This is a genomic window from Streptomyces sp. NPDC018610, from assembly GCF_044391765.1.
Classification (GTDB): Bacteria; Actinomycetota; Actinomycetes; order Streptomycetales; family Streptomycetaceae; genus Streptomyces.
Genome location: NZ_JBISAL010000010.1, coordinates 32,406 through 56,313, shown reverse-complemented (window position 1 = coordinate 56,313; position 23,908 = coordinate 32,406). Strand labels below are relative to the sequence as shown.

Annotated in this window: 18 protein-coding genes and 7 pseudogenes; 14 read left to right on the top strand and 11 right to left on the bottom strand. The window is 70.1% G+C overall.

The genetic code is table 11. From position 1 onward, the window contains the following. Positions 1-237: 237 nt before the first annotated feature. Both ACH5A8_RS24820 and ACH5A8_RS24815 read left to right on the top strand, forming a co-directional pair. A pseudogene (locus ACH5A8_RS24820) lies at positions 238-1,476 on the top strand (FUSC family protein); the annotation flags it as partial. Positions 1,477-2,246: 770 nt separating this feature from the next. Continuing rightward, a complete protein-coding gene (locus ACH5A8_RS24815) occupies positions 2,247-4,247 on the top strand; it encodes a hypothetical protein (RefSeq protein WP_399005412.1) in 2,001 nt (666 codons plus the stop codon). Between the two features lie 18 nt (positions 4,248-4,265). Here ACH5A8_RS24815 and ACH5A8_RS24810 read toward each other — a convergent pair whose 3' ends face one another. After that, entirely contained in the window at positions 4,266-4,925 is a 660-nt protein-coding gene (locus ACH5A8_RS24810) for an NADPH-dependent F420 reductase (protein ID WP_399005410.1), read from the bottom strand. Positions 4,926-4,999: 74 nt separating this feature from the next. Here ACH5A8_RS24810 and ACH5A8_RS24805 point away from each other — a divergent pair, with 74 nt between their 5' ends. Further along, the gene (locus tag ACH5A8_RS24805; RefSeq protein WP_399005408.1) at positions 5,000-5,380 is read left to right on the top strand and encodes a winged helix-turn-helix transcriptional regulator; all 381 of its coding nucleotides are present in this window, start codon (positions 5,000-5,002) and stop codon (positions 5,378-5,380) included. A gap of 5 nt (positions 5,381-5,385) precedes the next feature. Here ACH5A8_RS24805 and ACH5A8_RS24800 read toward each other — a convergent pair. Next, positions 5,386-5,622, bottom strand: a pseudogene (locus tag ACH5A8_RS24800) (IS5/IS1182 family transposase); the annotation flags it as partial. A 543-nt stretch (positions 5,623-6,165) separates the two neighbouring features. On the opposite strand from ACH5A8_RS24800, the pseudogene ACH5A8_RS24795 reads away from it, so the two are divergent. The 7 genes and pseudogenes from ACH5A8_RS24795 (at position 6,166) to ACH5A8_RS24765 (ending at position 12,878) form a co-directional block, all read left to right on the top strand. After that, positions 6,166-6,790: pseudogene (locus tag ACH5A8_RS24795) on the top strand (PP2C family protein-serine/threonine phosphatase). Positions 6,791-6,955: 165 nt separating this feature from the next. Further along, positions 6,956-7,621 (top strand): HAD family hydrolase, encoded by a 666-nt coding sequence (locus tag ACH5A8_RS24790; protein WP_399005406.1) that lies wholly within the window; start codon positions 6,956-6,958, stop codon positions 7,619-7,621. Between the two features lie 97 nt (positions 7,622-7,718). Further along, positions 7,719-9,956 carry a transketolase gene (gene tkt / locus ACH5A8_RS24785; RefSeq protein WP_399005404.1) on the top strand — a complete coding sequence of 746 codons (2,238 nt, stop codon included), beginning with the start codon at positions 7,719-7,721 and terminating at the stop codon, positions 9,954-9,956. A 61-nt stretch (positions 9,957-10,017) separates the two neighbouring features. Continuing rightward, positions 10,018-11,118 (top strand): transaldolase, encoded by a 1,101-nt coding sequence (tal, locus tag ACH5A8_RS24780; protein ID WP_399005402.1) that lies wholly within the window; start codon positions 10,018-10,020, stop codon positions 11,116-11,118. A 307-nt stretch (positions 11,119-11,425) separates the two neighbouring features. Further along, on the top strand, positions 11,426-11,623 hold the full coding sequence (locus ACH5A8_RS24775) for a hypothetical protein (RefSeq protein ID WP_399005400.1): 198 nt from the start codon (positions 11,426-11,428) through the stop codon (positions 11,621-11,623). Positions 11,624-11,715: 92 nt separating this feature from the next. After that, the gene (locus ACH5A8_RS24770) at positions 11,716-11,940 is read left to right on the top strand and encodes a hypothetical protein (protein ID WP_399005399.1); all 225 of its coding nucleotides are present in this window, start codon (positions 11,716-11,718) and stop codon (positions 11,938-11,940) included. Between the two features lie 608 nt (positions 11,941-12,548). Further along, a complete protein-coding gene (locus ACH5A8_RS24765; protein WP_399005397.1) occupies positions 12,549-12,878 on the top strand; it encodes a hypothetical protein in 330 nt (109 codons plus the stop codon). A 69-nt stretch (positions 12,879-12,947) separates the two neighbouring features. Here ACH5A8_RS24765 and ACH5A8_RS24760 read toward each other — a convergent pair whose 3' ends face one another. Further along, positions 12,948-13,598: a hypothetical protein gene (locus ACH5A8_RS24760; protein WP_399005395.1), complete on the bottom strand. Its 651-nt coding sequence runs from the start codon at positions 13,596-13,598 to the stop codon at positions 12,948-12,950. Between the two features lie 156 nt (positions 13,599-13,754). On the opposite strand from ACH5A8_RS24760, the pseudogene ACH5A8_RS24755 reads away from it, so the two are divergent. After that, positions 13,755-13,950, top strand: a pseudogene (locus ACH5A8_RS24755) (transposase); the annotation flags it as partial. Here ACH5A8_RS24755 and ACH5A8_RS24750 read toward each other — a convergent pair. Continuing rightward, a pseudogene (locus ACH5A8_RS24750) lies at positions 13,883-14,185 on the bottom strand (hypothetical protein); the annotation flags it as partial. The pseudogenes ACH5A8_RS24755 and ACH5A8_RS24750 overlap by 68 nt on opposite strands. 275 nt (positions 14,186-14,460) lie before the next feature. Between ACH5A8_RS24750 and ACH5A8_RS24745 the strand changes: the two are divergent. After that, positions 14,461-15,042, top strand: a complete 582-nt coding sequence (locus ACH5A8_RS24745) for a GNAT family N-acetyltransferase (protein WP_399005393.1) — start codon at positions 14,461-14,463, stop codon at positions 15,040-15,042. Positions 15,043-15,179: 137 nt separating this feature from the next. Here the strand turns inward: ACH5A8_RS24745 and ACH5A8_RS24740 are convergent. Continuing rightward, positions 15,180-16,094: pseudogene (locus ACH5A8_RS24740) on the bottom strand (ISAs1 family transposase); the annotation flags it as partial. 1,002 nt (positions 16,095-17,096) lie between these two features. Here ACH5A8_RS24740 and ACH5A8_RS24735 point away from each other — a divergent pair. Beyond that, positions 17,097-18,581, top strand: coding sequence for a hypothetical protein (locus ACH5A8_RS24735; protein WP_399005391.1), 1,485 nt, complete (start codon positions 17,097-17,099; stop codon positions 18,579-18,581). Positions 18,582-18,755: 174 nt separating this feature from the next. Here ACH5A8_RS24735 and ACH5A8_RS24730 read toward each other — a convergent pair whose 3' ends face one another. The 6 genes and pseudogenes from ACH5A8_RS24730 to ACH5A8_RS24705 form a co-directional block, all read right to left on the bottom strand. Then, positions 18,756-18,911 carry a hypothetical protein gene (locus ACH5A8_RS24730; protein ID WP_399005389.1) on the bottom strand — a complete coding sequence of 52 codons (156 nt, stop codon included), beginning with the start codon at positions 18,909-18,911 and terminating at the stop codon, positions 18,756-18,758. A 12-nt stretch (positions 18,912-18,923) separates the two neighbouring features. Continuing rightward, positions 18,924-19,265 (bottom strand): hypothetical protein, encoded by a 342-nt coding sequence (locus ACH5A8_RS24725; RefSeq protein WP_399005387.1) that lies wholly within the window; start codon positions 19,263-19,265, stop codon positions 18,924-18,926. Further along, positions 19,262-19,360, bottom strand: a pseudogene (locus ACH5A8_RS24720) (hypothetical protein); the annotation flags it as partial. The pseudogene ACH5A8_RS24720 and the gene ACH5A8_RS24725, both read right to left, overlap by 4 nt. A 74-nt stretch (positions 19,361-19,434) precedes the next feature. Continuing rightward, on the bottom strand, positions 19,435-20,199 hold the full coding sequence (locus tag ACH5A8_RS24715) for a triose-phosphate isomerase (RefSeq protein ID WP_399005385.1): 765 nt from the start codon (positions 20,197-20,199) through the stop codon (positions 19,435-19,437). Positions 20,200-20,213: 14 nt separating this feature from the next. After that, positions 20,214-20,831 (bottom strand): 6-phospho-3-hexuloisomerase, encoded by a 618-nt coding sequence (gene hxlB, locus ACH5A8_RS24710; RefSeq protein WP_399005383.1) that lies wholly within the window; start codon positions 20,829-20,831, stop codon positions 20,214-20,216. Between the two features lie 63 nt (positions 20,832-20,894). Continuing rightward, the gene (locus ACH5A8_RS24705; protein WP_399005381.1) at positions 20,895-21,608 is read right to left on the bottom strand and encodes a nitroreductase family protein; all 714 of its coding nucleotides are present in this window, start codon (positions 21,606-21,608) and stop codon (positions 20,895-20,897) included. A gap of 422 nt (positions 21,609-22,030) precedes the next feature. Here ACH5A8_RS24705 and ACH5A8_RS24700 point away from each other — a divergent pair, with 422 nt between their 5' ends. Then, positions 22,031-23,395 (top strand): tol-pal system YbgF family protein, encoded by a 1,365-nt coding sequence (locus tag ACH5A8_RS24700; protein ID WP_399005379.1) that lies wholly within the window; start codon positions 22,031-22,033, stop codon positions 23,393-23,395. The last annotated feature ends 513 nt before the right edge of the window (positions 23,396-23,908 follow it).

The following is a 23,908-nucleotide window of genomic DNA, read 5'->3' as shown; positions in this document are numbered from 1 at the left end:
GGCCGGGGCGATCGCCGCACTCCGGCCGTAGCTGAACCGACAAACGATGGCCCGCGCTCCGGCCCGGAGGACGAACGGCGGACGTTCAGTGGTGTCCGCAGTGGCAGCACCCCTCCAGCTGCTGCGGCCGTCGGCCGGTCAGCGGGCCTTGTGGGAGGCTGCCTTGCCCGACGGTTGCCGCACCCCGACCAGGCCGACGCGACCCGGCAGGGCGTCGGCCTGGTGAGGCGGACACCCATGACATGGCTGCGGACCCTCGGGGAGGTCGTACGATCCGGGCTCACGATCGAGGAGACGCGGCTGGAGCCCCTGCTCGCGCTGCGCACGGCCGCCGGGGTGGCGATCGTCATCGGGCCGACGCTGTGGCTGGTCTCCCCCGCCTATGCCGCGTCCGCCGCCCTCGGCGCCTACTCCGCGGGTGGGGCGACCTTCCAGCGCAGCTGGCGTCCGCGCAAGGTGGTCGCGCTCGGCGCGGGCGCGGGTCTGGCGCTCAGCACCTTCGTGGGCTACCTGGCGGCGGGGCGACTCGTGACGTTCCTGCCGTTGCTGGCCGTGTGGGCCTTCGCCGCGGGAATGGCCTGGGCCGTCGGATCGACCGCTGGGATCGTCGCGGCGACGACCGTGGGCAGCATGCTGGTGACCATCACCTTGCCCACGAGCATCGGGCGAGCACTGGAGCACGCCGGGGTCATCGCACTCGGGGGCGTGACGCAGGCCGTACTGATCCTGCTGTTCCCGATCCGGCGTTGGGGAGCGCATCGTGACGCACTCGCCGACGCCCTGGCCGCCGTGGCGGACTACGCCCGCCGGCTGCGGCACGACCCGACCGCCCCGTTCGATCCGGAGCCGTTGATGACGGCCCGGGACGCGGCCGCCGTGACGCCATCACAGGCCCGCACCCGTCCTGCCGTCCTGCACGGCCCCCGGGGACTCGCTGAGCGCATTCGGCCGGTGGTCGCGGCGCTCGCCGACCCGGACGTGGGCGCCCCGGCGGAGGGACCCGGGCGGGACCGAGCGCAGGAATTGCTCGACGCGGCCGCCGACGTCCTGGACGCGGCCGCCCGTTCGATCCGACGCGGCACTCCCGCCGAAGTGCGGCCCGAGCTCACGGACATCCTGCGCGTCGACGAGGAGCACGAGGTGCTGGAGGGCCCCGCGCGGCAAGCCGCCGAGCGGCTCGTGGAACTGCTCGGCGAGGCGTTGGAGATCGCCGGGAGCGGCTGCGCGCGCGGGAGGACGCCCACGCCGACCGGCCCCGCCGGCGCCCGGTTCCTGGTGCGCCCGACCATGCTCCGGCTGGTCCCGGTCGTCGTCCGGGCGGTCCGCAGTGAGCTCCGCCGGGACTCGCCCGTGTTCCGGCACGCCGTCCGCCTGGCGGCGGTGGCCACGCTCGGTTATCTGGTCGCCGCCCGGCTGCCCCTGGGCCACGGCTACTGGGCGCCCATCGCCTCGGTGATGGTGATGCGCCCCGACTTCCAAGGATCGCGTCGGCTGTTTTCTGGGCGGGGGCGACGCATCGGCGACGGGCGTGGTGACGGGAGGCGTCGAACCCCCGTGGCCCGAGGTGCCTGGTCCTGCTCCTCCGCCCTCGTCGATGAACACTCGGGTGCCGCCGCAACCAGCCAGGACAACCAGGATCATGACGACAACGGCGAGCACGGCGGGGAGCCATCGGCCCTGCCGGTTGCTGTTGATGGTCAGTGGCCCCAGTGAAATCTGGTTGCGGCTGACCTTGGCGCCGCCATCGATCACTACACTGCCCGTAATCGTTCGAGGCGGCCGCTCGGCGGCCGCCTCGGCAAGGGCTTTCAGATGCTGGCCGAAGCCGGGGTCGGCGGCCACCTCCCGCTCCAGGATCGCCCGCACCGCCGCCGCGCCCGCCGCATCGCCCGGGTTTCCCAGAAACGTATCCAGCGCGGCAAGGCCGTCCTCTGTGCCTCTCAGCCGTTCCCGGAGCGCTGCGATCACTGTCTCCGCTTGTGACTCTCGCCGGTCGAGCCCGGTGACTTCGCGTCGGAGCCGGCCGCCCGCCGCGCCCCGGGCGCGGGAGCACGGTGGGGGACCGCGGCATTGGAGGCCGACCTGCCGCATCAAGCGTGCCCGGCGCCAGCTCAGCAGGGCTAAGGGGACGGACGACACCCTGGCGCGTTCCGGGACCGGGAGCGCGGGGGTATGGCGTGACCGGGTCCGGTGCGGCGAAGATGCCCCCAGGCAGCGTATGAGCCGGACCGGGGGAGACATCCAGGATGCGGACCAAAGAGTTACCGGCGGGCGAGCCCCCGCCGGAGGCAGCCGGTTCCGAGGTCACACGGCTGCTCTGCGCGGCGCTCTACGCGCGCCCGGCCCGGATCGGCGAATCCGGGCCGTGGAGCCGGGCGCGGCTGCTCCAACTGGTCAGAGAGGTGCTGCGGGACCCGGCGCGCGCGGTCCCGTCGTACGGTTTCGACCTGGTCCCGGTGCTCCTGCACGGGGTACGCGCCCGCCGGCGGAAGCTGCTCCGCCAGGCCGCGGTGTGGGTGGTGCTCGCCGCCGCCGTGGCCTGGGCGCCGTTCTCGGCCCTGGGGTGGCTGGCCGCGCTGGGTCTGGCGTGGGTGGTCGGCTCGTCCGGTCCCATCTGGGCGATGCTCCCGCTGATGGGTTTCTGGCTGTTCACGGTGGGCTCGCTGGAGAAGAACGACGACTTGCACGAGGTATGGGTACGCAGCGCCCAGCTCCCCTTCCTGGTGGCGATCACCATGACCTTGGTGTACGTCGTCGATGGGGCGGTCGCCCGTTCATCGCGCAGACGGGTGACGGAAGACGGCGGCACCGCGCCGCCGCTCCCTCCGGCTGGCTCACGGGACCGTGTACACGTGGAGTGGCTGGGCGAACGGCAGCACGCCACGGCCCTGCCGTACGACGCCGAGGGCCGGTTCATCGGCGCGGGCCGGGTGGCCCGGGGTGCGGCGGAGATGCGCGTGCCGCTGCGGACCGCGCACGCGGCACGGAGCGTCGTCGCGCTGCGCGAGACGGAGGTGCTGGACAGCATCGCCGCCGCGCTGACCGCCGCCGGCCACGGCGAGGACGGCGGCCCCGGCAGCACCGAGGAGACGGCCCCCCTGCCCGGCTTCTCGGTGACCCGGGTGCTGGCCCTGCCCGCCGGTCTGTGGCTGGAACACAGCCGGAGCGGGGCCGGCGAACCGGAGACCGTGTCCAGCCTCGGGCGGCCCGAGCGGCCGTACCTGCGGGCCCAGTGCATCAGTTGGCAGGGCCAGCTCGTGGTGACCCTGTTCGTGCACGTGGCCCTGCAAGCCGGTGAACTGCGGCTCACCCTGCGGCCCCAGGTGCTGGCCCCCCTGCTGCCGCTGCCCGAACCGGCGGGTCCGGGAGCCCTGGAGGGCCTGCGCGGTGCCGCGGAGCTGGCCATCGCGGTGTGGCGGAACCTGCGGAAGACAACGGTGCGCGAGGACGAACCCATCGCGCCCGAAGGCCCGTTGAGCCTGCGCGACCTCCTGTCCCTGCCCGAGGTTCCCGACCTGCACCAGAAGGGCGACGCCGCCCGCCACCTCGAACTGATGCAGGCCGCCGTCCTGCGCGCAGTGGAGGCCCTGCTCGAACGCCACGGGTTCGCGACGGAGGCGCTCTCCGACCGGCGTACGGTGATCAACAGCATCCAGGTGCTCGGCGACAACAACGCGGGGATCCAGCTCGCCGGGGGCGTGACCCTGACCCAGGTGGCGCAGACGGCGCCCCTGACCCCCACCCAGGCCCCCGCCCCGCTCCCCTCCACCCCCGTTCCCGCTTCCGCCCCCGCCTCCGCATCCGCCTCCACCGAAGGAGTGAACATGACCCCGGGACTTCCCCGCATGAACCCGTCCCCCGAGCCCACGCCAGCCCCGGGATCCGGCCTCAGCATCGGCGGCGACAACAACGGCTCAGCGCAGAACGCCACCGGCCAGAGCCTGTCCGGCATCACCCAGGTCGGCGTCGGCCAAGGCAGCGTTCCGCTCGACTCGCTCCAGACCCTCGCCGCTCAACTGACCGCTTTCCGCGCGGACATCGAACGCAACGCGTCCGGGCTGACGGACCCGGACGCCCTGCGTGACCACACGGCGGTGCTGGCGAGCGTCCTGCCCGAGCCCGAGAGCGAAGGCTTCATGCCCGCTCTGCGCAACGCGTTCCGGACCCTGCCCGGTCTGGTCGCGGGAACGGCCGTCGAGCGGACGGGCGACGCCGTGGTGTCGGCGATCCGGCAACTGCTGGGCTGAGCCCGGACTCCACCGACCTCAGTCTTCCCGTCGTTCAACGCGACCTGCAAACAGCGGAGGTGCGATTGCTTGGGCATCCGCTCCCTCGCCGACCCACAGGGCAATGAACAGCGCGGCGGTCGCTTCCAGGAGTCCCGCCCGCTCGAGACCGCCGCCAGCCACGGGTTCACAGCCCACGTCCTGCACCAACTCGCGTACACGCGCGAGGGCCGTCTCGTCGTCCCCGCAGACCGGCACGGCCAATGGGCGCCCGTCGAAGACGGGCGGTCGCATGCGCCACACGTCCTCGTGGCAGAGGTTGAAAGCCTTGACCACGTGGGCTCCCGGTGCCGCGGCAGCCAGTTGCTGCGCGGCTGAGGGGCCCCCTTCCGTCAGCAGCCGGAAGCCCGGCCCGACCGGGTTGGAGCAGTCGAGCAGGACCTTGCCCTCCAGGGGCGCGCGCAGTTCCCATGCCACATCTACTCCCGCCCCGAAGGGCAGCGCGGCCAACACCACCTCCTGACCGGACTCGGCCGCCGCGCGCAGACTGGCAGGCTTCGCGCTGCCTCCGATGCGCGTCGCGAGCCGCTCCGCCTTGTATGCGTCCCGTCCACCGATGGTCACCTCGTGCCCGGCCCGCACCCAGTGGGTGGCGAGCGCGTCGGCCATGTTGCCCGTGCCCAGTACGCCGATTCTCATCACGCGTTTCCTCTCCGTGCCTGCTTCGACCGTTCACACCGACGCTAGAAGGCGGTTCGGGCACCATTTGGTACGTGACGACCGATGCCTTTCTCGCCGACTGCCGCGCCCGCCTCGCCTTCGACCTGCTCTCCAACACCTGGAACGCCGTGGTGCTCTGGGCGCTGCGCGACGGTCCCAGGCGCCCGGTCGAACTACGGGAGCGGATCGGGGGCATCAGTTCCAAGGTCCTCACCGAGACTCTGCGGCGGCTCCAGTACAACGGACTGGTCGACCGGCAGGCACACCCCGACGCACCATCACGGGTCGAGTACCGACTCACCGCTTTGGGGCGCAGCTTGTTGGCACCCATCGACGCCGTCGGCGCATGGGCCTTCGAGTACGGCGATGAGGTGATGGCAGCCCAGGAAGCAGCATGCACTCCAGCCCCGCAGTCCCCGCCTCCTACTCGCTAGACCGGTCAACAGCGGGAGCGCAGACGTCGCCAGCAGATCAGGGCACAGCCCAGGGTGAGGGAGGCTTCGTGGATGTCGTCGCGTATCTCCCAGCGGATCCGCAGGCGGCGGAACCAGTGCAGGTGGGCGAACGCGCGCTCCGCGACCCAGCGTTGGGTGCCCAGGCCGGAGCCGTGCTCGGTGCCCCGGCGGGCGATTAGCGGCTTTACGCCGAGATCCCAGACCAGGCGGCGGTACTTGTCGTGGTTGGCTGCCCCCGGCGGCCGGTTACCGCTGCCAGTACGTCGCCGACTGGATCGCCGACAAGACCCGCTGGGGCCTGACCGTCGATGCCACCGAGCACGATGTGCTGGCCGACCAGCTCAGCCGGTGCCCCGATGCCCCCATCACCGTGACCCTCGCCCGCTGACAGCACCTCCGGCCGACGGCGTCCGTCTGGCCTGGAGGACGGCGCTCTGACGCCCGCCGGACGACGTCGGCGACGCCCCTGCCCGGCCCCGGTTCCCTGCCCAGTCCCGGTTCCGCACGCCAGATCCGACCTGGCCGGCCGCCGCCCCATCCGCGGGCCGCGGGGCGCCGACCTGGCAGACGGCCCACAGCCGGATGCCGTGGTGGGGCGGGTCTCGTAGCCTGAGAGTGCTCGGGGCCCGGCGGCGGTGTCGGCGGCGACCAGGTTCGCCAGATCCTCGCGACGGCAGACGTCCGCGAACTGGCCGGGGTGGTGCAGCGTCCCGTCCGGGTTCGCGCGCGGGGCGGGCATCGCGGCCCGGATGGCGTAGGCGTCCATCGCCTCCACAGCGGAGGCTGCCGCGCCGGTGCATTCCCTCGATGCCGTGGCGCACAATCTGCGTGAGCGGTTCGGGGCGCGTCATGTGTCGTTCCTGTTCGTCGACGTCGTCGGCCGGCGTCTGCAGCGTGTCCACGAGGAGCGGGCGGCACCGCAGGAACAGGGCGCTGACCAGGTTCCGCTGGCGGGGAGCGTGTATGACGAGGTCCTGCGCACCCAGAAGCCGGTGGTGGCACCGGAGGACGGACCGGGGGCTCGTCAACGCCGGCCACCTCTGGCCCCTGCGGCCGCGCGACGGCACCGTTGAGGAGATCAAGCTGCACGTGGATCTCCCCTTCGGTGTTTCCTGGCAGGGTGCCTACCGGGTGCAGGACCTCTGCCTGCGCCCCGGTGACCGCCTGGTGTTCTACAGCGACGGCACGCAGGATCGCCAAGCGGAAGCCGTCGACCTGTCCGCGCTCCTTCGTGACACAGCCGCCGAGCACACCCGTGAGGCCGTGCGCGCCATGGTCAGCGCGGTCACCGACGCGTGCGACGGCCAAGTCCAAGATGACGCCACCGTCCTGTGCCTGGACCGGTACGGCTCCCACTGCGAAAGACGCACCGCGAACGCCGGTGCCTGACCTGGCCAGCTACGGCCGGTGGGCGGGGCGCGGGCGTGTCCGAGACGAGAATGAAATGGTCACACCTGCTGAGCAGCAGTGCCGGGGAGCCGTAGCCGTACCGACGATCGCCCTGTTGTTCCGCGGTCTCCGTGTGGGTACCGGGCCGGCGGGTAGCCGGTGAGCGTGACCGCATCCGCCATCGCCGTCCTCGACATCGACGGGACACTCATCGACTCCAACTACCACCACGCCCTCGCCTGGTACCGGGCACTGCGCTCGGTGGGCGAGATTTATCCGGTGTGGCGGCTGCACCGGTTGATCGGGATGGGCGGGGATCAGGTGGTCACCGCTGTCGGTGGCGAGGAACTGGAGCGCCGGGTGGGCGACCGGGCCAGGGAGCAGCAGGGCAGGGAGGTCGACGCTCTGCTGGAGGAGATGGCGCCGTTGCCCGGTGCCCGCGATCTCCTCGCGACGCTCAAAGAGCGCGGTCACCGGCTGGTGCTGGCCAGCTCTGCTCAGCAGCGTCACGTGGAGGTCTTCTTGGACATGCTGGACGCCCGTGACATCGTCGACGACTGGACCACCAGCGCCGATGTGGAGTCCTCCAAGCCGGCACCGGATCTGCTGCAGGTGGCGCTGAAGAAGTTGGGAGCGCCGCCCGACGCGTCGAGCGTGATGGTAGGCGACTCGGTGTGGGACGTTGAGGCGGCGGAGAGAGCGGGGATGCCGGCGATCGTCGTCCGCTCCGGCGGCTTCGGGGACGACGAGCTGCGGAAGGCCGGCGCCGTCGCCCTCTATGACACCCCCGGCGACCTCGCGAAGGCCCTGAACGACACCCCGCTCGCCTGACGTCCCCACCGTCGCCGGGCCCACCCGGTTGTGGAGCCCATACCGGCCACGCGTTGAAAGCATCTACCGTCCCACCCCCAAGGGAGTACCGCCACCGATGACCGCCAATGAGGCAGACCCCGCCACCGAGGCGAAGAGCACCCGCCCCCAGGCTCCCGCCGAGGCCGCGAGCGACGCACCCACCGGCAACCCCTTCCAGCCGCACCCCACCCTCCCCGAGGGGATGGGCAATCTCGACCGCCGCGCGATCGACACCGTGCGCGTGCTGGCGATGGACGCCGTACAGAAGACCGGCAACGGTCACCCCGGCACCGCGATGAGCATCGCCCCCACCGCCTACCTGCTGTTCCAGAAGTGGCTGCGCCACGACCCGGGCGATCCGAACTGGGTCGGCCGTGACCGCTTCGTGCTGTCGATGGGGCACTCGAGCCTCACCTTGTACATCCAGCTCTTCCTATCCGGCTACGGCTTGGACCTGGCCGACCTTCAGGCACTGCGCACCTGGGGCTCTGCGACCCCGGGCCACCCCGAGGTCAACCACACACCGGGGGTGGAGACGACGACCGGCCCGCTCGGCCAGGGCGTCGGCAACGCCGTCGGCATGGCGATGGCCGCCCGCCGCGAGCGCGGTCTGCTGGACCCCGACGCCCCCGAGGGCGAGAGCGTCTTCGACCACACGATCTGGGCGTTCGCCTCCGACGGCGACCTGGAGGAGGGCGTCAGCGGCGAGGCGTCATCGCTGGCCGGCACTCAGGAGCTGGGCAATCTGGTCCTGGTCTACGACGCCAACCGGATCTCGATCGAGGACGACACCGACATCGCGTTCACCGAGGACGTCGGCAAGCGGTACGAGGCTTACGGCTGGCACGTGCAGCACGTCGACGACGGCGAGGACCTGGCCGCGGTCGACCGCGCGCTGGCCGCTGCCCGGGCCGAGACCGGCCGCCCGTCGCTGATCGTGCTGCACACGATCATCGGCTGGCCCGCGCCGAACAAGCAGAACACCGGCGCGGCCCACGGATCCGCGCTGGGCGAGGACGAGGTCCGGGCGACCAAGGAGATCCTCGGCTTCGACCCCGACAAGACTTTCGAGGTCGACCCGGAGGTGCTCAAGCACGCCCGCCGGGTCGCCGAGCGCGGCGCGCAGGCGCACGCGACGTGGCAGCAGCGCTTCGACGCGTGGCAGGCCGGCAACCCCGACGGTGCCACGCTGCTTGAGAGGCTGTCCACCCGTCGGCTGCCGCAGGGGTGGGCGGACGACCTGCCGGTCTGGGACGCCGATCCGAAGGGCGTGGCGACCCGGAAGGCTTCCGGCGAGGTCCTCGCCGCCCTGTACCCGGTCCTGCCGGAGCTGTGGGGCGGTTCGGCCGACCTGGCGGAGAGCAACAACACCGCGGTCAAGGGGGAGGCCTCGTTCCTGCCCGAGAGCCGGCAGACCAAGATGTGGTCGGGCGGCCCGTACGGGCGCACGCTGCACTTCGGCGTCCGCGAGCACGCCATGGGCGCGATCATGAACGGCATCGCGCTGCACGGCGGGACCCGCGTGTACGGCGGCACGTTCCTCACCTTCTCCGATTACATGCGCGGTGCGGTGCGGCTGGCCGCGCTCATGCAGCTCCCGGTCACCTACGTGTGGACGCACGACTCCATCGGGCTGGGCGAGGACGGCCCCACCCACCAGCCCATCGAGCACTACGCGGCGCTGCGGGCCATCCCCGGCCTGGACTTCGTCCGCCCGGCCGACGCCAACGAGACCGCAGTGGCCTGGCGCACCATCCTCGAGCACAACGACCGCCCGGCCGGACTCGCCCTGTCCCGGCAGAACCTTCCCGTCTTCGACCGCACACAGTTCGCGTCGGCCGAGGGCGTCGCCCGGGGCGGCTACGTGCTGGCCGAAGCCTCCAGCGGCAGTCCTGAGGTCATTCTGATGGGCACCGGAAGCGAGGTTCAGATCGCCGTCGCCGCCCGGGAGACGCTGGAGGCCGACGGCATCCCGACTAGAGTCGTGTCACTGCCGTGCTGGGAGTGGTTCGCGGCCCAGGATCGGGCCTACCGCGAGCAGGTGCTGCCGCCTGCGGTGCGCGCCCGGGTGAGCGTCGAGGCTGGCGTGCCCATGGGCTGGCGGGAGTTCGTCGGCGACGCCGGCCGCATCGTCGGCCTCAACCACTACGGCGCCAGCGCGGCCTACACCGTGCTGTACGAGCAGTTCGGGCTCACCGCGGACGCGGTCGTCGCCGCGGCCCGGGAAAGCCTTGCCGCCGCCGAGGCACCGCCGCTGGCCCCCGCCGGCCCGGACAGCGCGGGCGTCCTGCACACCCCCACCGGCGATCGCTGACCGCCGACTCGCCTCCTCCCCTCGCGCTTCGCCCCGTCCTCTGAGCCAGGAAGGCACTGTCATGACACAGAACGAGAAGCTGGCCGAGCTGTCGGCAGCTGGGGTTGCCGTCTGGCTCGACGACCTCTCGCGCGACCGCATCCGCAGCGGCAATCTGCAGTCGCTGGTCGATGACTACTCCGTCGTGGGCGTCACCACGAACCCGACCATCTTCGCCGCCGCGATCAGCGGGTCGGACTCCTACGACGACCAGGTGCACGCGATGGCCGTCCGCAAGGTCAGCGTCGATGAGGCGCTGCGGACCATCACCGCCGCTGACGTCCGCGACGCCTGCGACCTGCTCGCCCCGGTGGCTCAGCGCACCGGCCGTGACGGCCGGGTGTCGCTTGAGGTGTCCCCCGGGGTGGCGCACGACACCGACGCCACGGCTGCGGAGGCGGCTCATCTGTGGTGGCTGGTCGACCGGCCCAACCTGTACATCAAGATCCCGGCGACGCAGGAAGGCCTGGCTGCGATCACCACGTCCATCGCACGCGGCATCAGCGTCAACGTCACCCTCATCTTCAGCCCCGAGCGCTACCGGGCGGTCATGGACGCCTACCTGTCCGGACTCGAGCAGCGTCTGCAGGCTGGCGGATCGCTGGATGGGATCGAGTCGGTGGCGTCCTTCTTCGTCTCCCGGGTGGACACCGAGATCGACAAGCGACTGGACGAGGCCGGCGCGGACCCCTCCCTCAAGGGGAAAGCCGCGGTGGCGAACGCACAGCTCGCCTACCAGGCCTACCAAGAGGTCTTCTCCTCTGACCGCTGGCGCGCACTGGAGGCGCAGGGCGCCAAGCCGCAGCGCCCGCTGTGGGCATCGACCGGCGTGAAGAACCAGGACTATCCCGACACCCTCTACATCAGCGACCTCATCGCGCCGGACACCGTGAACACCATGCCGGAAAAGACCCTGAAGGCCTACGCCGACCACGGCCGCCCCGGCACGCTCATCCAGCAGACCTACGACGAGGCCGCGCAGGTCATGAAGGCCGTGTCCGATGCCGGTGTCGTCCTCGACGACGTCTTCGAAGTCCTCGAGGACGAGGGCATCAGAAAGTTCGCCGACTCCTGGGACGAACTCACCCAGTCAGTCCGCTCACAGCTCGAAGACAAGAAGTGAGCCAGTTCAACCAGTGCAGGCTCGCCTGCCCGGCTGAACGGCCCGGTCACGGCTCCGCTATACCTTGAGTGGTGGCGGCATCGTAGGCGGGCAGGTCCTGCACTCGGCGAGGTAGGCGAAAGCCGTTCCGAGGAAACCGCAACCGTGATCGTGTCGTAGGTGCAAGCGTTGACACCATCCACGCCAGACGATCTATCAGAAGGGCGGTCATATAGGGAAAACGCGTAGCGCGCACATTGATCACGCCTCGATACATGCCCTGAGGGGTGAGGCGCGAGAAGAGACCCGCCGGATTGGAGACAGACCCATGCGCTTCGCTGGTGGCCCCCGGCCGGCCTGGTGCTGCCCATGGCGCCGGGCGACCGGGCGGACGGCTGATTCCAGAACGAAGGCGCCGGCGACTGGACGCGGCTCCCGCACCATCTGCTCCCGCACCGTGAGCGCCGGCACCCCCGCCGACGACCTGGACGCCCTGGTCGGCTCCTGGCTGTCCGACCGGCCGTGACCCGCCGCGCCAGAACACCCGCCGCGCCTCAGCTCCAGCCGTGCCCGGTGGGCGACTCGCCCCGCCGGGCCGCCGGGCGCAGGCTGGGAGGCATGACCAGCGCGCCGATCGTCGTACACGTGCTCGCCGGCACCGGCGGCCGCCGGATCACCGTGCACACCCACGGACATGACGAGATCCTGGGCACCGCCTGCAGCGACCACGACCTGGTCGTGTTCCTGGAGGCCGCCGGGCTCACCGACCCGGAGGAGATCCTGGACGATCCCCGGTGGATCGAGTGGCGCGACGGCCGCACGCACCAATGGACCGCCGCCTAACCCGCACGGCGCCGCAGACCGCGGTAGCGGCCGGAGCACGTTACGGAGCGGGCGTTGCCGAAGAGACAGCGGAGGGTTGACTGACTGGCGGAGAGTCCCGCTCAGTTGGCGCGCTCTGACCGCCGCCTGCCTCAGCCCCCGTGATGATCAGTACCAACGTGGCCACCACGGCGGCGCCCGCCATGATTGCCTCAGAGACGTTGCCGGGCGTCGACTGCGTCCGTGAACGGCGGTATACGCCATACCCCACAAGACAGGCGATCACGAGGATCGCGAGGTGTATGCCCTCGATGTGTACCGTCATGACGGGCCTCTTCGGCTCGGGGGGCCCGCCGCCTCGACCCGCCAAGATCCCGGCGGACGGGCCCCAACCAGGGCCCTGCGGATGCGGAGCCCGCCACCCCCTGAGAGACGCGGGCCTCAAACAGCAAAGAGGACCCGCCCCGTCTCCGGGCATGGGTCCTCTCTCCAAGAGGGCATAGCCGAGCGCCGGATTTCCCAAACAGTGAATTGCGTCACGTCAACTCCCCTGCCCACATGGCGAATCGGCGCCGATCGACGCACGCGAACGCGAGGTCGTCGGCGATGCAGCGCAGATCCGTGCGTAGATGGACGAACTCACCGTGCGCCTGCGTGAACTCGAGGAGGAGATCGAGAGCCTGGCGGTGACCCGCGAGACGCTCCTCGCCCTCCCGCCGGCGACCCCGGAGCCAGCCGAGGAGCCGCCCGTCCTGCCAGCCCACCCGGCCTACCAGCAGGTCCTCGACGTCTTCGCCGACGCTGCTGGACCGATGCGTGCCCGCGATCTGTGCCGGGCCCTGGACCTCCCGCTCAAGCCAAAAAACATCGAAAGCACCCGGCACAAGCTCAAGCGCCTGGTCAGTCTGGGCATCCTCGCCGAGACCGAACCGGGTCTGTCCATCCAGCGCCGCCCGTAGCAGACCTCCGTTCCAGGCCACCCGTCCGTCACGGCTGCCGCACTTGCCATCCCACTCACGATGCGATCGCTAGTGACCCGTCATGCGGAGCCACTGGATCGTTGTGGCGAGCTCTTCGCCGAAGTCCTCGCAGAGCGCGAGCAACTCGCGCCCCGTGGACGAGTCGAGCAGCCCTGCTGAATCGGGGAGAACTCCGAGAGCACCGTGGCAGGCGGTCTCGACAGCGAAGTGGCGCGACAGGAAATAGCCCTCGCTCGCCCGGTCCGCCAGGTCGGCGAGGTACTGGCGGTGAGCTTCTTCCGAGGGGTGAGAGTAGAAGGAGCCCTCGACGAGACCGTCGAGGTAGTTCGCCAGGCCGGCCGAGGCTTCGACCACTCGCTCGACTTCGTCCACGCCAGGCTTGTCCAGCAGTTCGCCGAAGGTCAGCAGGTTGCTGATGGTCTCCAACTGGAAGAGCTGGACCGTGTCCGGGTCGACTTCTGACGTGAAGAGCGGGGCCGTGCACAGCTCGGCGATTGCTCGCCGGTATGCGCGATCCGACTCGTCACCAGGGGGTGATGCTGCCAGGCGAAACAGCGACTCCAGCACAGACTGGTCGACGCCCCACTCTGCATCCAGTTCGAACGCGAGTATCGGCGCGCGCCACTGCCACAGGGCCAGGACGGCAGCCTGACGCTGGTGGACGGGCTTCAGGTCCGCCAATCGCTCGATCCGCACCATGTTCTCGAGTCGGCCCTTCTGATCTACCGTCCCAGCCCGCCCCCGTTACCTCGGGACACTGTAGAGGCCGCCGAAAAGGCCACGTGATCGCCAGGACGATGCCTGACCCAAGCCAACTTCGGGGATCGGGCGTACCGGTTCAGAATGCCCTCTGAGGTCCTACCCCGCCGCTGGGTCGTGGAGAGATCTTTCGCCTGGTGCCTGCGCAGCCGGCGCCTGGTCCGTGACTACCGAGCGGCGCACCGACACCAGCGAAGCGGTCATCCTGTGGTCGATGACCATGCTCATGAGCCGCCGCCTGGCCGCCCGGCACCAGCAGCGTCTTGCTCCGGCAGCGACGGAGGCAGCGTGAACCTGCCCGGCTTCGCCTCGACCAGCCAGCCCTGTTCCACCAGCCGCTTCAGCCGTGCCCTGGCACCTTCGACGCGGGAGGCGGATGCGCTGTCCCAGCCCAGCACCACCGCCGCCCGCCGGGCACCGAGCCCGGCGGCTCCCGCATCGGCCGCGGCGGCCATCAGCGCCTGATAGTCCGGCGACAACTCCTTCACCTCGCTCGCGTGTCGCCGGTGAGGCACCGCCCGGCGTGGTGTCGGTTCATACCCCCTGGGAGCAGTGCAGGCATGGGTCTGGTGAACATGTGGTTGTCGAATTCGCTGGGCACCAAGTGAGGCTGGCCCTGCCAGTGATTCAGCCCCCGAGGTCACTGCGCTGAGCCTGGCCCCGCTTATCGACGACTACCTCCCGATGCCAGTGGGTGTTGATCATCAGTAGTCTTGTGCGGCAGTTGGTGTCGGCCACGGGAGGCGTGTTCGACGCTTGATCTGGGTTTACGCATGAACGCCAGCACGCCGATTGGAGACTGATGCTCAGCTATCCCCTCGCTGAAGGAGCAGAGCTCCGGGGCCTCGAACCGTGGCAGGCGCAGGAGTTCTACGAGTTCATCGAGCGCGCGCGAACGCATCTCGCGCCCTGGTTGCCCTGGGCGACACAGATGGATGACCCGGCGAAGGTCGAACGTTGGCTTCGGCGCTGTGCCGAAGATCAAGCTCGCGATGGTGGGCGTATCTACGGCATATGGCTCGATGGACTGCTTGTGGGCGGAGTGGAGTTCGCTGCGTTCCGTGGCCGCGCCGGGATCTGTGAGTTGGGGGCATGGCTGGCTCCCGAAGCGGAAGGGCGTGGCCTGGTGACGCTTGCCGCTCGCCGCATGATCGAGTGGGCCGTGGGGGCCCGGGGTATCACTCGGGTGGAGTGGCGTGCGGCAACCGACAACGCCCGCAGCCTCGCGGTGGCGAAACGACTCGGTATGGAGCGTGAGGGGGTGCTCCGCTCGGCGTTCGCTGTGAACGGCGTCCGGCAGGACCTGGAGATATGGTCCTTCGTCGCCGATCTGGGGGCATCACGTGATCGGGATCCGGTTTCGTCAGGTGAGGCCGAGCGCTGACAGGGGGGCCGGCGGCAGTCGCGGGCGGTTCGGCGGAGGGCGGCGGCGATGTTGGCCTGGCCGTCCTGCCTGAAGGTGCTGATGGCGAGGTTGCGCAGGGTGGCCACGGTCCGGGGCAGCTGTCCGGTGCGGATCTTGGAGTCGTCCTCGCGGTAGGTGCGGTCCCGGACGTGGTGCAGGCGGTTCTCGATGCCCCAGTGGCCTCTAATCCAGGCTGCGAGTTGGTCACCGGTGGCCTGGCCGGGCTTCAGGCTGGTGATCAGGTGGACGCGTTCGATGGTGAGCTTGCCGGTGGACAGGTCACGTCGCCAGCGGACGACCTGGAGCGCCTGGCGGGCGTCGGGGTAGTCGAGGTGGGCGAACGCGGCGGCCTTCAGCCGCCGGATCTCCGTGGGGTGGTGGGCCCGGGTGCGGTCGTAGTGCTCCAGTGGGATGTCCCGCCAGGGAAGTTGTCGCACTCGGTCGTGCAGGCCGGGGTGGTTCCGCTTCACGATCGCCAGGTAGTGGGCTCCGCGTCGTCGCAGGTAGGCGCCGTGTTCGTGCTGAGTGTGCAGTGCGTCGGCGGTGACCACCGTGTCGGCCAGGCTGACGGAGTCCAGCAGTGGGTCGAAGGAGGGGATCTCGTTGCTGCGGTCGGCGATCTGCCGCTGGGCGAGCACGGTGCCAGTGTGGTCCATCAAGGCGAGCAGGACCACGGCTGCTCGGGTCGGCGTTCGGGAGCCGCACACCGTCTGGCCGTCCACCGCGACTGCTCGGCGCGGACCGCGTCCGGGCCGGCCGACGGGATCAGGTGCTGAGGCGGTCTGGCGGTAGTGGAGGAAGGCTCCGACGGCCTGGTCCAGCGCGTCACCGTCCACTCGTTCCAGGATCCTGCGGACCGTGGCCGGGTGCGGCACGAGCAGCCGGCCGGTGAACGGGTCCGGGGCGAAACCAAGGGCGCGCAGGGCCCAGGCGGGGGCATCCGCGATCCACTCACCGATTGCGGCCAGTGACCGTGCTCCGGCCAGCACGCCCGCGGCGGCCGCACACAGTAGTGCCCCGAGCGGGTGAATCCGGCCTCTGCGGTCGCGGGGATCGGGTACCTCGTGCAGGAAGGCCGCAGGTCGACGGCGTCGGTCGGCAGGGCTGCGGCCGGAGCGGAGGCCAGATGCTCCAGCGCGGAAGGTATGAGGGTTGATGCAGGGGCAGGCACGGTCTCACTCGGTGTACATGGGCTTCGACAACCACATGATCACCAGATGACTCGGCAGGCCGTGGACTTCGAGACGCCGAATAGCGGAGCGAGCTGGGATCCGTCCGGCCGTCTGCCACCCCGTCCCCCAGAAGGAGACTCCCATGCCCCCTACGACCTCACCGGCCGAGCCGCCTGGCCACCGGCGCCAGCTCCGGCATGGCCTTGCCGCCGACCGCGCCTTCGCCACCGTTGGCGCCGCCGTTGCCCTTGCCGACGCCGACAAGGCCGCGGACGGCTGATCGCCAAAGGCGGCACAGGCCCCGACCCGGACCACCGTTCGGGGGCACTCGTACGCGAGCCCCGAGAAGTTCGCGGCAGTCCGTGACAACACGGTGGCCCAGGACAACGGGCAATCGCAGCCCGCGCTTCGCCGCGGTGATGCAGCCGGCCCTGGACGCGGGCTTGGCCGCGCTGACGATCGCGGCGCTGCGTTGGGCCTGAGCCAGCGCGAGGCCGGGACGGGGCGTCCGGCAAGGGTGGCTGATGCACTACGGCGGCACTGATACCGGGGTTTGGAGCGGCCAGAACAAGGCGATGGCAACGAACCGGTGTACAGAACCAATACGCAGAACGAACTCCAGACGGGAAACACCTTCCATGAGCGTCATGGGGCACTCGATACTGTGGGGCGAGCAAGGCCCCACCGGATGCCCCGACTTGCCACGCACCCGGTGTCAGCATGAGCGCGGAAAGGACACCGGTGGGTAGTAACACTGCTTTCGTCAACCGTACGGGGCAGCCGGCCGTTCCAGAGTCCCGGCCCCTCATACGCGGCCCGGTGCATCTGGCGGGGGCGCCGGACCGCCGCAGCATCGGACCGATGATGGGCTCCATACAGGCGCTCGCCGGCAACAAGGCGGCGTCCGCCGTCGTCCAGCGACTCGGGGGGAGCGACGCGACGGCGAAGCCCGCCGACGCGCAGGCCAAGCCGGAAGTGGCGAGGAAGTCCCGTACCGGGCTGAACGTCCGGGAGCGAATCGCCAGCGCGCTGGAGCGGGCCAACAAGCACCTCGACGTCCTCGACACCTTCGTCCTGCGCGGCATGGTCCCGGCCAACGCGGAGATGAACTGGAAGTCGTCCCAGAACGCCGACACGCACTTCTCGGAGCAGGCCAGCGCGTCCACCGCCGCGGCCGGTGCCGAGATGGGGCTCACCGACGGGGTCACGGTGGTCAACAACGTCATCGACGCCACCAAGGCGTACAAGGAGTCCAAGGACAACCCGACGGGTCCCTCCTCCCACGCCCCACGCAAGAAGTACCCCTCCAAGATGCTCGACGCGATCCAGAACACGGCGACCGACGCCTCCGACTTCATCGGCGTCGCCAAGAATGCTCTGCACGCGGAGGGCCTCGTGACGGCGGCGAGTGTCGCCGAGGCCGGGAGCGGGATGGTCGGCGCCGTAGCGGGCGTCAAGAGCGTTCGTGCGGCGCGCCGGTTCGGACTGACGACGCGCAAGTACCAGAACCTCAAGAAGATCGACGTGCCCGCGCCGCCGGTGCTGGAGCCTGAAGTCAACCGGCTCCGTGAGGCGGAGGTGGAAAGCCACTGGGCGCTCGCGCGGGCGTATGCCGCGCTGGAGCGTGCCCATGACGGCGACGGCGAGGGCCTCGCGGACCGGCTGGGCGCCGCCCTGGACCAGACCAGCGCGGCCTTCACGAGCATCGAAAAGGCCGCCGGTGACGTCAAGAAGGCGCAGGACACCATCGCCCTGAACACCGCCCGGGACTACGCGCTGTCGAAGCAGCGCAACAAGCTCTGGAAACAGGGTGTCGGCGCGGTCGGGGACGGCGTGAGGTCGGCCGGCGGCGCGGTGGCGGTCGCAGCGGCAGCCACGGGGACGCTGGCGAGCAACCCGGTCGGCTGGGCGCTGGCCGCGACAGCGGCGGGGCTCCTACTCTCGGTCACCGCGTACAAGGCCGGACGCGCCGGCAAGAAGCGTTACGAAGGCGCCCGCCACCCCGAGCGCTGGGCCCCGCCCACGGAGGAGGGCGAGCAGAGAACCGAGCCCGCCTCCCGCCAGGACGCCCTCAAGGAAGCGCTGAAGTTCTGGAAGAAGGCCGAACACAGCAAGCGCGACGCCATGGCGCGCACCCTCTACGGCCTCGCCGCGGGCCCCGAGGTCCCGGCCGGCAAGGGCACCTCTCCCGAACTGCGTGCCTCGGCCCGGGAACTGCTCATCGCACTGAAGTCGGGCCCCGGGAACCTGCACATGACGGAGGAGACGTGGGCGGCGTCCCTGAACAACCCCGCCGACGCCGAGAAGTGGCACAAGGAGATCGCCAACCAACTCGCTTCTAGCTGAGGTTGGCCGGATGCCCGGCCGTTTGGGCGTCCACTCGTCCTGGGCAGCGCTGACGGGCGGAGCTGTCGCCCCGGGCTCGAGCGGGGCTCGTGCGCAGGGCCGTGGCGTAGCAGACGCCAGCCTGCCGATCGCCGCCCCTACGGCTTCGTTCACCAGGCCGACGGCGACAGAACGTCAGCCGTGCAACGCCACAAGGTTGACGGCGCAGGTCAACACCGCGGTCCGGCAGGTGACCAGTACGGCACCGCTGCCGGGGTGCTGACCGGCGCGAACGTCGGTCAGATACCCTTTTCCGAACGCCTGGTAGCGATGCACCTGGCTGTTCGTCACGGATCCGTCCACCTACGACTCGATCTGTAGGGCGCCGTGCCAGTTCTCCGCGGTGATCCGCATCCTCATCAGAGCCAGGGCAGGGTCGTCCAAGCTCAGCAGGATGTGCTGTTCCACATGAGTCCGCCGCCCTTGCCGATCCTGATAGCGAATCAGACGGGTGAGGACACTTCTGCGCAGGTCGAGCCTCTGGCGGTGGTGCAGGAGCTCGGTGCTGTCGACGGACAACCAGTGTTCGTCGGGGCAGCCTTGACGGAACGGGCGCAGACGCGTCCACAACCAGTCGGGGAGGTTGGCCATGGCCTCGCAGCGTACGGCCGGTCCGCGACTCGCACGAAGGTGTGGCTGTAGCACCCGGCTGCGTAGGTGCCCCGATGGTGATGAGCGCCGGACTCCTCTCCGGGGATGGCTGCGCGGACGCCGAAGACTCCGTTGCCCAGGGCACACACGGTCTCGCGCGAGCTTGCTCACCGGGCCGGTATCCCTCGTACTCCCACAACCATTAGCTGTCCGTGCCCAAGTGTCACCCGCCGTTTCCCGGTCCCCGGCGTGCCGGTTCGAGGAGTTCGCAGAGCGTCTCGTCGAGCAGCGCGCTGTCCTGTGCGGCCCTGCCCAGGGCGACGCCGTCCCAGGGGGCGAGGTGGCGCAGGGAGGAGTACGTGCCCGGGACGACGGCCCCACCGTAGATCATGCCGACGGGGCGGCGACCGCTCGCCGCCCCGTGCAAGGCGTCGAGCACCGCGGCGGCCTGGTGGGGATCGGCGCCCCGCGCGGCGCCGATGGCCCAGACAGGCTCGTAGAGAACGATGACCGGGGCGTCGCGCGGAAGGGCGTCCAGAACCGCTGACGCCTGCCGGCGGACGTGCTGCACGGTCGCCGCGGGACCGAGGCGTTCGGGTTCTCCGACACATATCACCGGGATGAGGCCGGCGTGTGCGGCGGCCCGGGCCTTGCGGCTGACGAGCCGGTCGTCCTCCGCGAACAGGCGACGCCGCTCGGCGTGTCCGACCATGACGTGCGTGCAGCCGATCTCGGCCAGCAGGCCGGCGGAGACCTCTCCGGTGAACGCCCCCGCCTCGTACCAGACGTTCTGCGCGCCGGCGCTCATGCCGCTGTCCCCCAGGAGACGGGCTCCCAGAGGCAGGAGCGGGTGAGGCAGGCAGACGCAGAAGCGCAGCCGGGCGAGGGCATCGGCCCGGGGGAGGAGGACGTCGTTGATCCATCTCTCGGTCTGTCGCAGACCGAGGTTCATCTTGGTGCTGGTCAGTGAGACCGGTGTCGTCGTCATGCGTCAGTCCGCGTCTATTCCAGGTTGGTGTGCTGGGCGAGCATGTCCCGCGGCTCGGTCCCGTACAACTGCTCGTAGGCGAGGACCAGGGAGTCGAAGAACAGCAGGGCTCCTTGCTCGAAGAGGGTCCCGACGAACTGGGCGGACCGGCCGGGTTCGTGGTCTTGGCTGTATTCGGCGAGATGGACCAGCAGGTCGGCTCGCCGTGCCAGGTCCGAGTCGGCATTCGCCGTCACCACGGCGATCCGGGCGCCCGCGCGCGCGGCGTTCTCCGCCATCACCAGCGTAGTGGGGGTCTCACCCGACCCGCTGCAGGCCAGCAGCAGGTCGCCCGTCCCCGCGGCGGGAGTCGTGGAGTCCCCCGCGACGTGCACCGTCAGTCCCAAGTGCATCAGACGCATCGCGAAACCCTCGGCGGACAGTTTGGAGCGGCCGGCTCCGGCCACGAAGATCCTGTCGGCGTCGCGGATCGCCGTGACCAAATCGGTGCAGACACCCTCCTCGACGTGGGAGAGCGCGGCGTCCAGCTCCCGCACGACGACGCGGCGGGCAGAGGCGTAGGGGCCGTCGACCCCCACCGGTGTGTCGGGCGAAACGACCTGCTCCTCATGGGTTTTGTTCTGGTCGACCACTGGCGTATCACTCCTGTACACGTAAGCGGGAGCCGCCGCGACGCCGGGGAGAGGGCGGCGAACTCACCAGAAGTCCCGGTGCAGGACTTCGTCGATGTCCTTACGAGGTGCGGGCCGGAAGGAACCACCCGTGGGGTGCGCCACGGCCAGAAGACCTGCCTGGGTGACGTGATCCGGCAACTGCAGCACTTCCGCGGCTTCTTGGGCGTGGGCCAGGTGCAGGGCCGTCACGGCGGAGGCCAGCCCACACAGACGCAGAGCGAGCATCAGGCTCCACATGGCGGGCCAGACCGAGCCGTAGTAGACGGAGTGCGCGACATGACCCACCGGAGGAGGGAATCCCAGATCCGCGAACCGCCTCTCGAAATCAGCGGGTTTCGTACTCAGGCAGGGTATGACCAGGACCGGAACGCGGTGCAGGTGCTCCGCCAGATGCACGGACGCCTGCCAGACACCACGGCGTTCCGGATCCTCGGCCACCTGCGCCGCCATGGCCTCCAGGTAAGGACCGGCCGCCCGCCGGTAACACTCGGCCAGACGGCGCCTCCGGGCGGGATCCGTCACCACGATCCACTGCCACGGCTGATCGTTGGACCCGTTGGGCGCCTGCAACGCCATCGTCAACGCCTCACGCACCAGACGAACGTCCACGGGCCGCTCCAGGTCCAGACGCCTTCGAACGGACCGGGTCGTCGTCAACAACTCCTCAGCACTCAACGGCCCTGTCGCCGGTGCGGCACCGTGGCCTTCGTGCGCCGACTCCTTCTTCTCCTGCATGTCGCTCACGCTCCTTCTCGGGTGAAGCGACCGATTGCGTGCCTTCGGTGAGGACCGGTGCTCGGCTCACCCCGGGGATTCGGGACTCGGCTCCCCTGACACGCACACCGAACACCTCGACGCACACAGGGATGCGTGAACGTGTTGAACGACGACGTCCTGAACGGCGGTCGTACGATTCATGGCTCGCGTCGAGACGGTGCTCCGACGACTGGGCCGGCCAAGTGGAGTTTCGAAGTGGGGCTCCGAGCGTTCCGCAAGGCGGGCAATCTCGCTGCGAACGGCCGGAAATCGCCGTTGCGGTGAGGTGCCAGTCGAGTAAAACAGACAACAACGCTGTTCGTGGACAGATGTGTCTCCATGCGGACACCCTGATACCCCTGCACATCGGACGTCGGAAGACGACGTCGCTGGAGGAGCCCGTGCCACGCCGTCGCGGCCGTAACGCCTTGCTCGCGGAGTTGCTGGCGGAGGCGAACATCAGCGCCGCGGAACTGGCCCGAGACGTCAACCGCTTGGCGGCGGCCGAGGGTGTGTCACTGCGGTACGACCGCACCACGGTGGCCCACTGGCTCACCGGTTCCCGCCCCAGGGGCCTGGTTCCCCAGCTCGTGGCCGAAGCCCTGACGCGCAGGACCGGCCGTCCGGTCAGCGCGCAGGAGACGGGGCTGACCGACGTTGCGGACAAGACCGCCGAAGGAGAACAGGGGAACGTCCTCCAGGACCTGGTCGTCCTGGCCAGGACGGACGTCGACCCTGCACGTCGAGTGACACTGCTGCAGTCCGTCTTCCGCCAAAGAAGCGTCCCGAGCGCCGAGGCCGTCCATGCAGAACAGTCTGTCGGCCCGGTCCGGCATCGGGCCGCGGTCACCGGCGCCGACGTGGAGCGGGTTCGGTTCATGGTGTCCCAGTTCGCCGCAGGCTGGTACCGGTACGGGGGTGGGCACGCCCGTACCGCACTGGCCTCCTGTCTCGGTGACGACGTCGGACGGTTGCTGGTGCGTCCGGCAACACCACCCGTGCGGACGGAGCTCATGTCAGCGACAGCGCAACTGGCTCACCTTATGGGCGAGATGGTGGCAGACGCGGGTCACCAGGGACTCGCGCAACGCTACTACCTCCTCGCGCTGGACACCGCCACCGAAGCCGGCGACCACCACACGCGCGCGATCATCCTGCGGGGGATGAGCGTCCAGGCGGCACGGATGAACGTCCTTCGGTATGCGGCCGACCTCGCCGACGCCGCGGTCACAGCCGCCGCGTCGGACAGCGGTGACCTGCGGGCCTTCGTCCTCGTGCAACGCGCCTACGTCCGGTCGTTGAGGGGGGAGCACGAGAGCGCGTACCGGGACCTCGGCATGGCCGAGCAATCACTGGACCGGGCCGTCGACTGTCGAAACGCCTTCTTCCATTACCCGAGAGCCGGGTTCGCCTACCGGCAAGGACAGACGCTTTACCGGCTCAGAGACGTAGGTCCAGCGCTGGACGCCCTCCGGTACGCGGCGGCGGAACGTTCCGCCCACGACCACCGGTTGAGGGCCCTCAGCCAGGCGCGCGCAGCACTGGTGCTGCTCGCGCAAGGACGGGCCGACGAAGCGTGCGTCCACGGCCGGCTCTTCGTCGAGGAGTACCCCTTTCTGCGCTCCCGCCGGTCTGTGCTCGCGCTACGAGAGCTGCGTGCACGGCTCATGCCGTTCCGACGGGTCCCTGAGGCGGCTTCCTTGCTGGCCAGGCTTTCGTCGCTCACCCCGCCGACTGAGCCGGCGTGGCGCTATCCCGGTGCCTGATGTCCTCCTCCGCCGCGGTCCGCCCAGGCCCCCACCTGTCTGTCGCAGGCGGTCGGCGGTCGCTACGATGATGTCCCGCCGGCACCTCGGACGCGCGACGAACGAGGGCGGCGACATGGTCGAACAACGGGTCGTTCATAAGCCCATCGTCCGGGCCGCCGTCGTGAAGAGCACGGCATGGCCTGCCGTCCGGGGGAACGGGTCACGCGACGGTGGCTCCCGGACGTGCAGTCCGTGATCGCGCACTTAACCGGAGGTCAGCGCATTCGACAACGGCACCGGTTCTCGTACGGAGCCGAGCGTGCCCGTCTGCCGTACGGTCTCGCCGGGCATCCTCGAGATCCGCGACAGAGTCGCGCTCATGTCGAGGGACGCACCCCGCGCGCGACGCACACGTGGGGCGGCGGCCCAGACAACGAGCACGCGGATGTGCGTCCCGCGGGGGACGGGGCGGAGTGCTGGGTGTTACGGCCGAGGACGCATGGTGGGCCCATGGAGTGCCGTACTGCTGTT

Excerpts from the sequence above, each read along its gene's own strand:
- ACH5A8_RS24815 (WP_399005412.1), top strand. The coding sequence starts at position 2,247 with ATGCGGACCAAAGAGTTACCGGCGGGCGAGCCCCCGCCGGAGGCAGCC.
- ACH5A8_RS24810 (WP_399005410.1), bottom strand. The coding sequence starts at position 4,925 with ATGAGAATCGGCGTACTGGGCACGGGCAACATGGCCGACGCGCTCGCC.
- tkt (WP_399005404.1), top strand. The coding sequence starts at position 7,719 with ATGACCGCCAATGAGGCAGACCCCGCCACCGAGGCGAAGAGCACCCGC.
- tal (WP_399005402.1), top strand. The coding sequence starts at position 10,018 with ATGACACAGAACGAGAAGCTGGCCGAGCTGTCGGCAGCTGGGGTTGCC.
- ACH5A8_RS24775 (WP_399005400.1), top strand. The coding sequence starts at position 11,426 with ATGCGCTTCGCTGGTGGCCCCCGGCCGGCCTGGTGCTGCCCATGGCGC.
- ACH5A8_RS24770 (WP_399005399.1), top strand. The coding sequence starts at position 11,716 with ATGACCAGCGCGCCGATCGTCGTACACGTGCTCGCCGGCACCGGCGGC.
- ACH5A8_RS24765 (WP_399005397.1), top strand. The coding sequence starts at position 12,549 with ATGGACGAACTCACCGTGCGCCTGCGTGAACTCGAGGAGGAGATCGAG.
- ACH5A8_RS24760 (WP_399005395.1), bottom strand. The coding sequence starts at position 13,598 with ATGGTGCGGATCGAGCGATTGGCGGACCTGAAGCCCGTCCACCAGCGT.
- ACH5A8_RS24745 (WP_399005393.1), top strand. The coding sequence starts at position 14,461 with ATGCTCAGCTATCCCCTCGCTGAAGGAGCAGAGCTCCGGGGCCTCGAA.
- ACH5A8_RS24735 (WP_399005391.1), top strand. The coding sequence starts at position 17,097 with ATGATGGGCTCCATACAGGCGCTCGCCGGCAACAAGGCGGCGTCCGCC.
- ACH5A8_RS24715 (WP_399005385.1), bottom strand. The coding sequence starts at position 20,199 with ATGACGACGACACCGGTCTCACTGACCAGCACCAAGATGAACCTCGGT.
- ACH5A8_RS24705 (WP_399005381.1), bottom strand. The coding sequence starts at position 21,608 with ATGCAGGAGAAGAAGGAGTCGGCGCACGAAGGCCACGGTGCCGCACCG.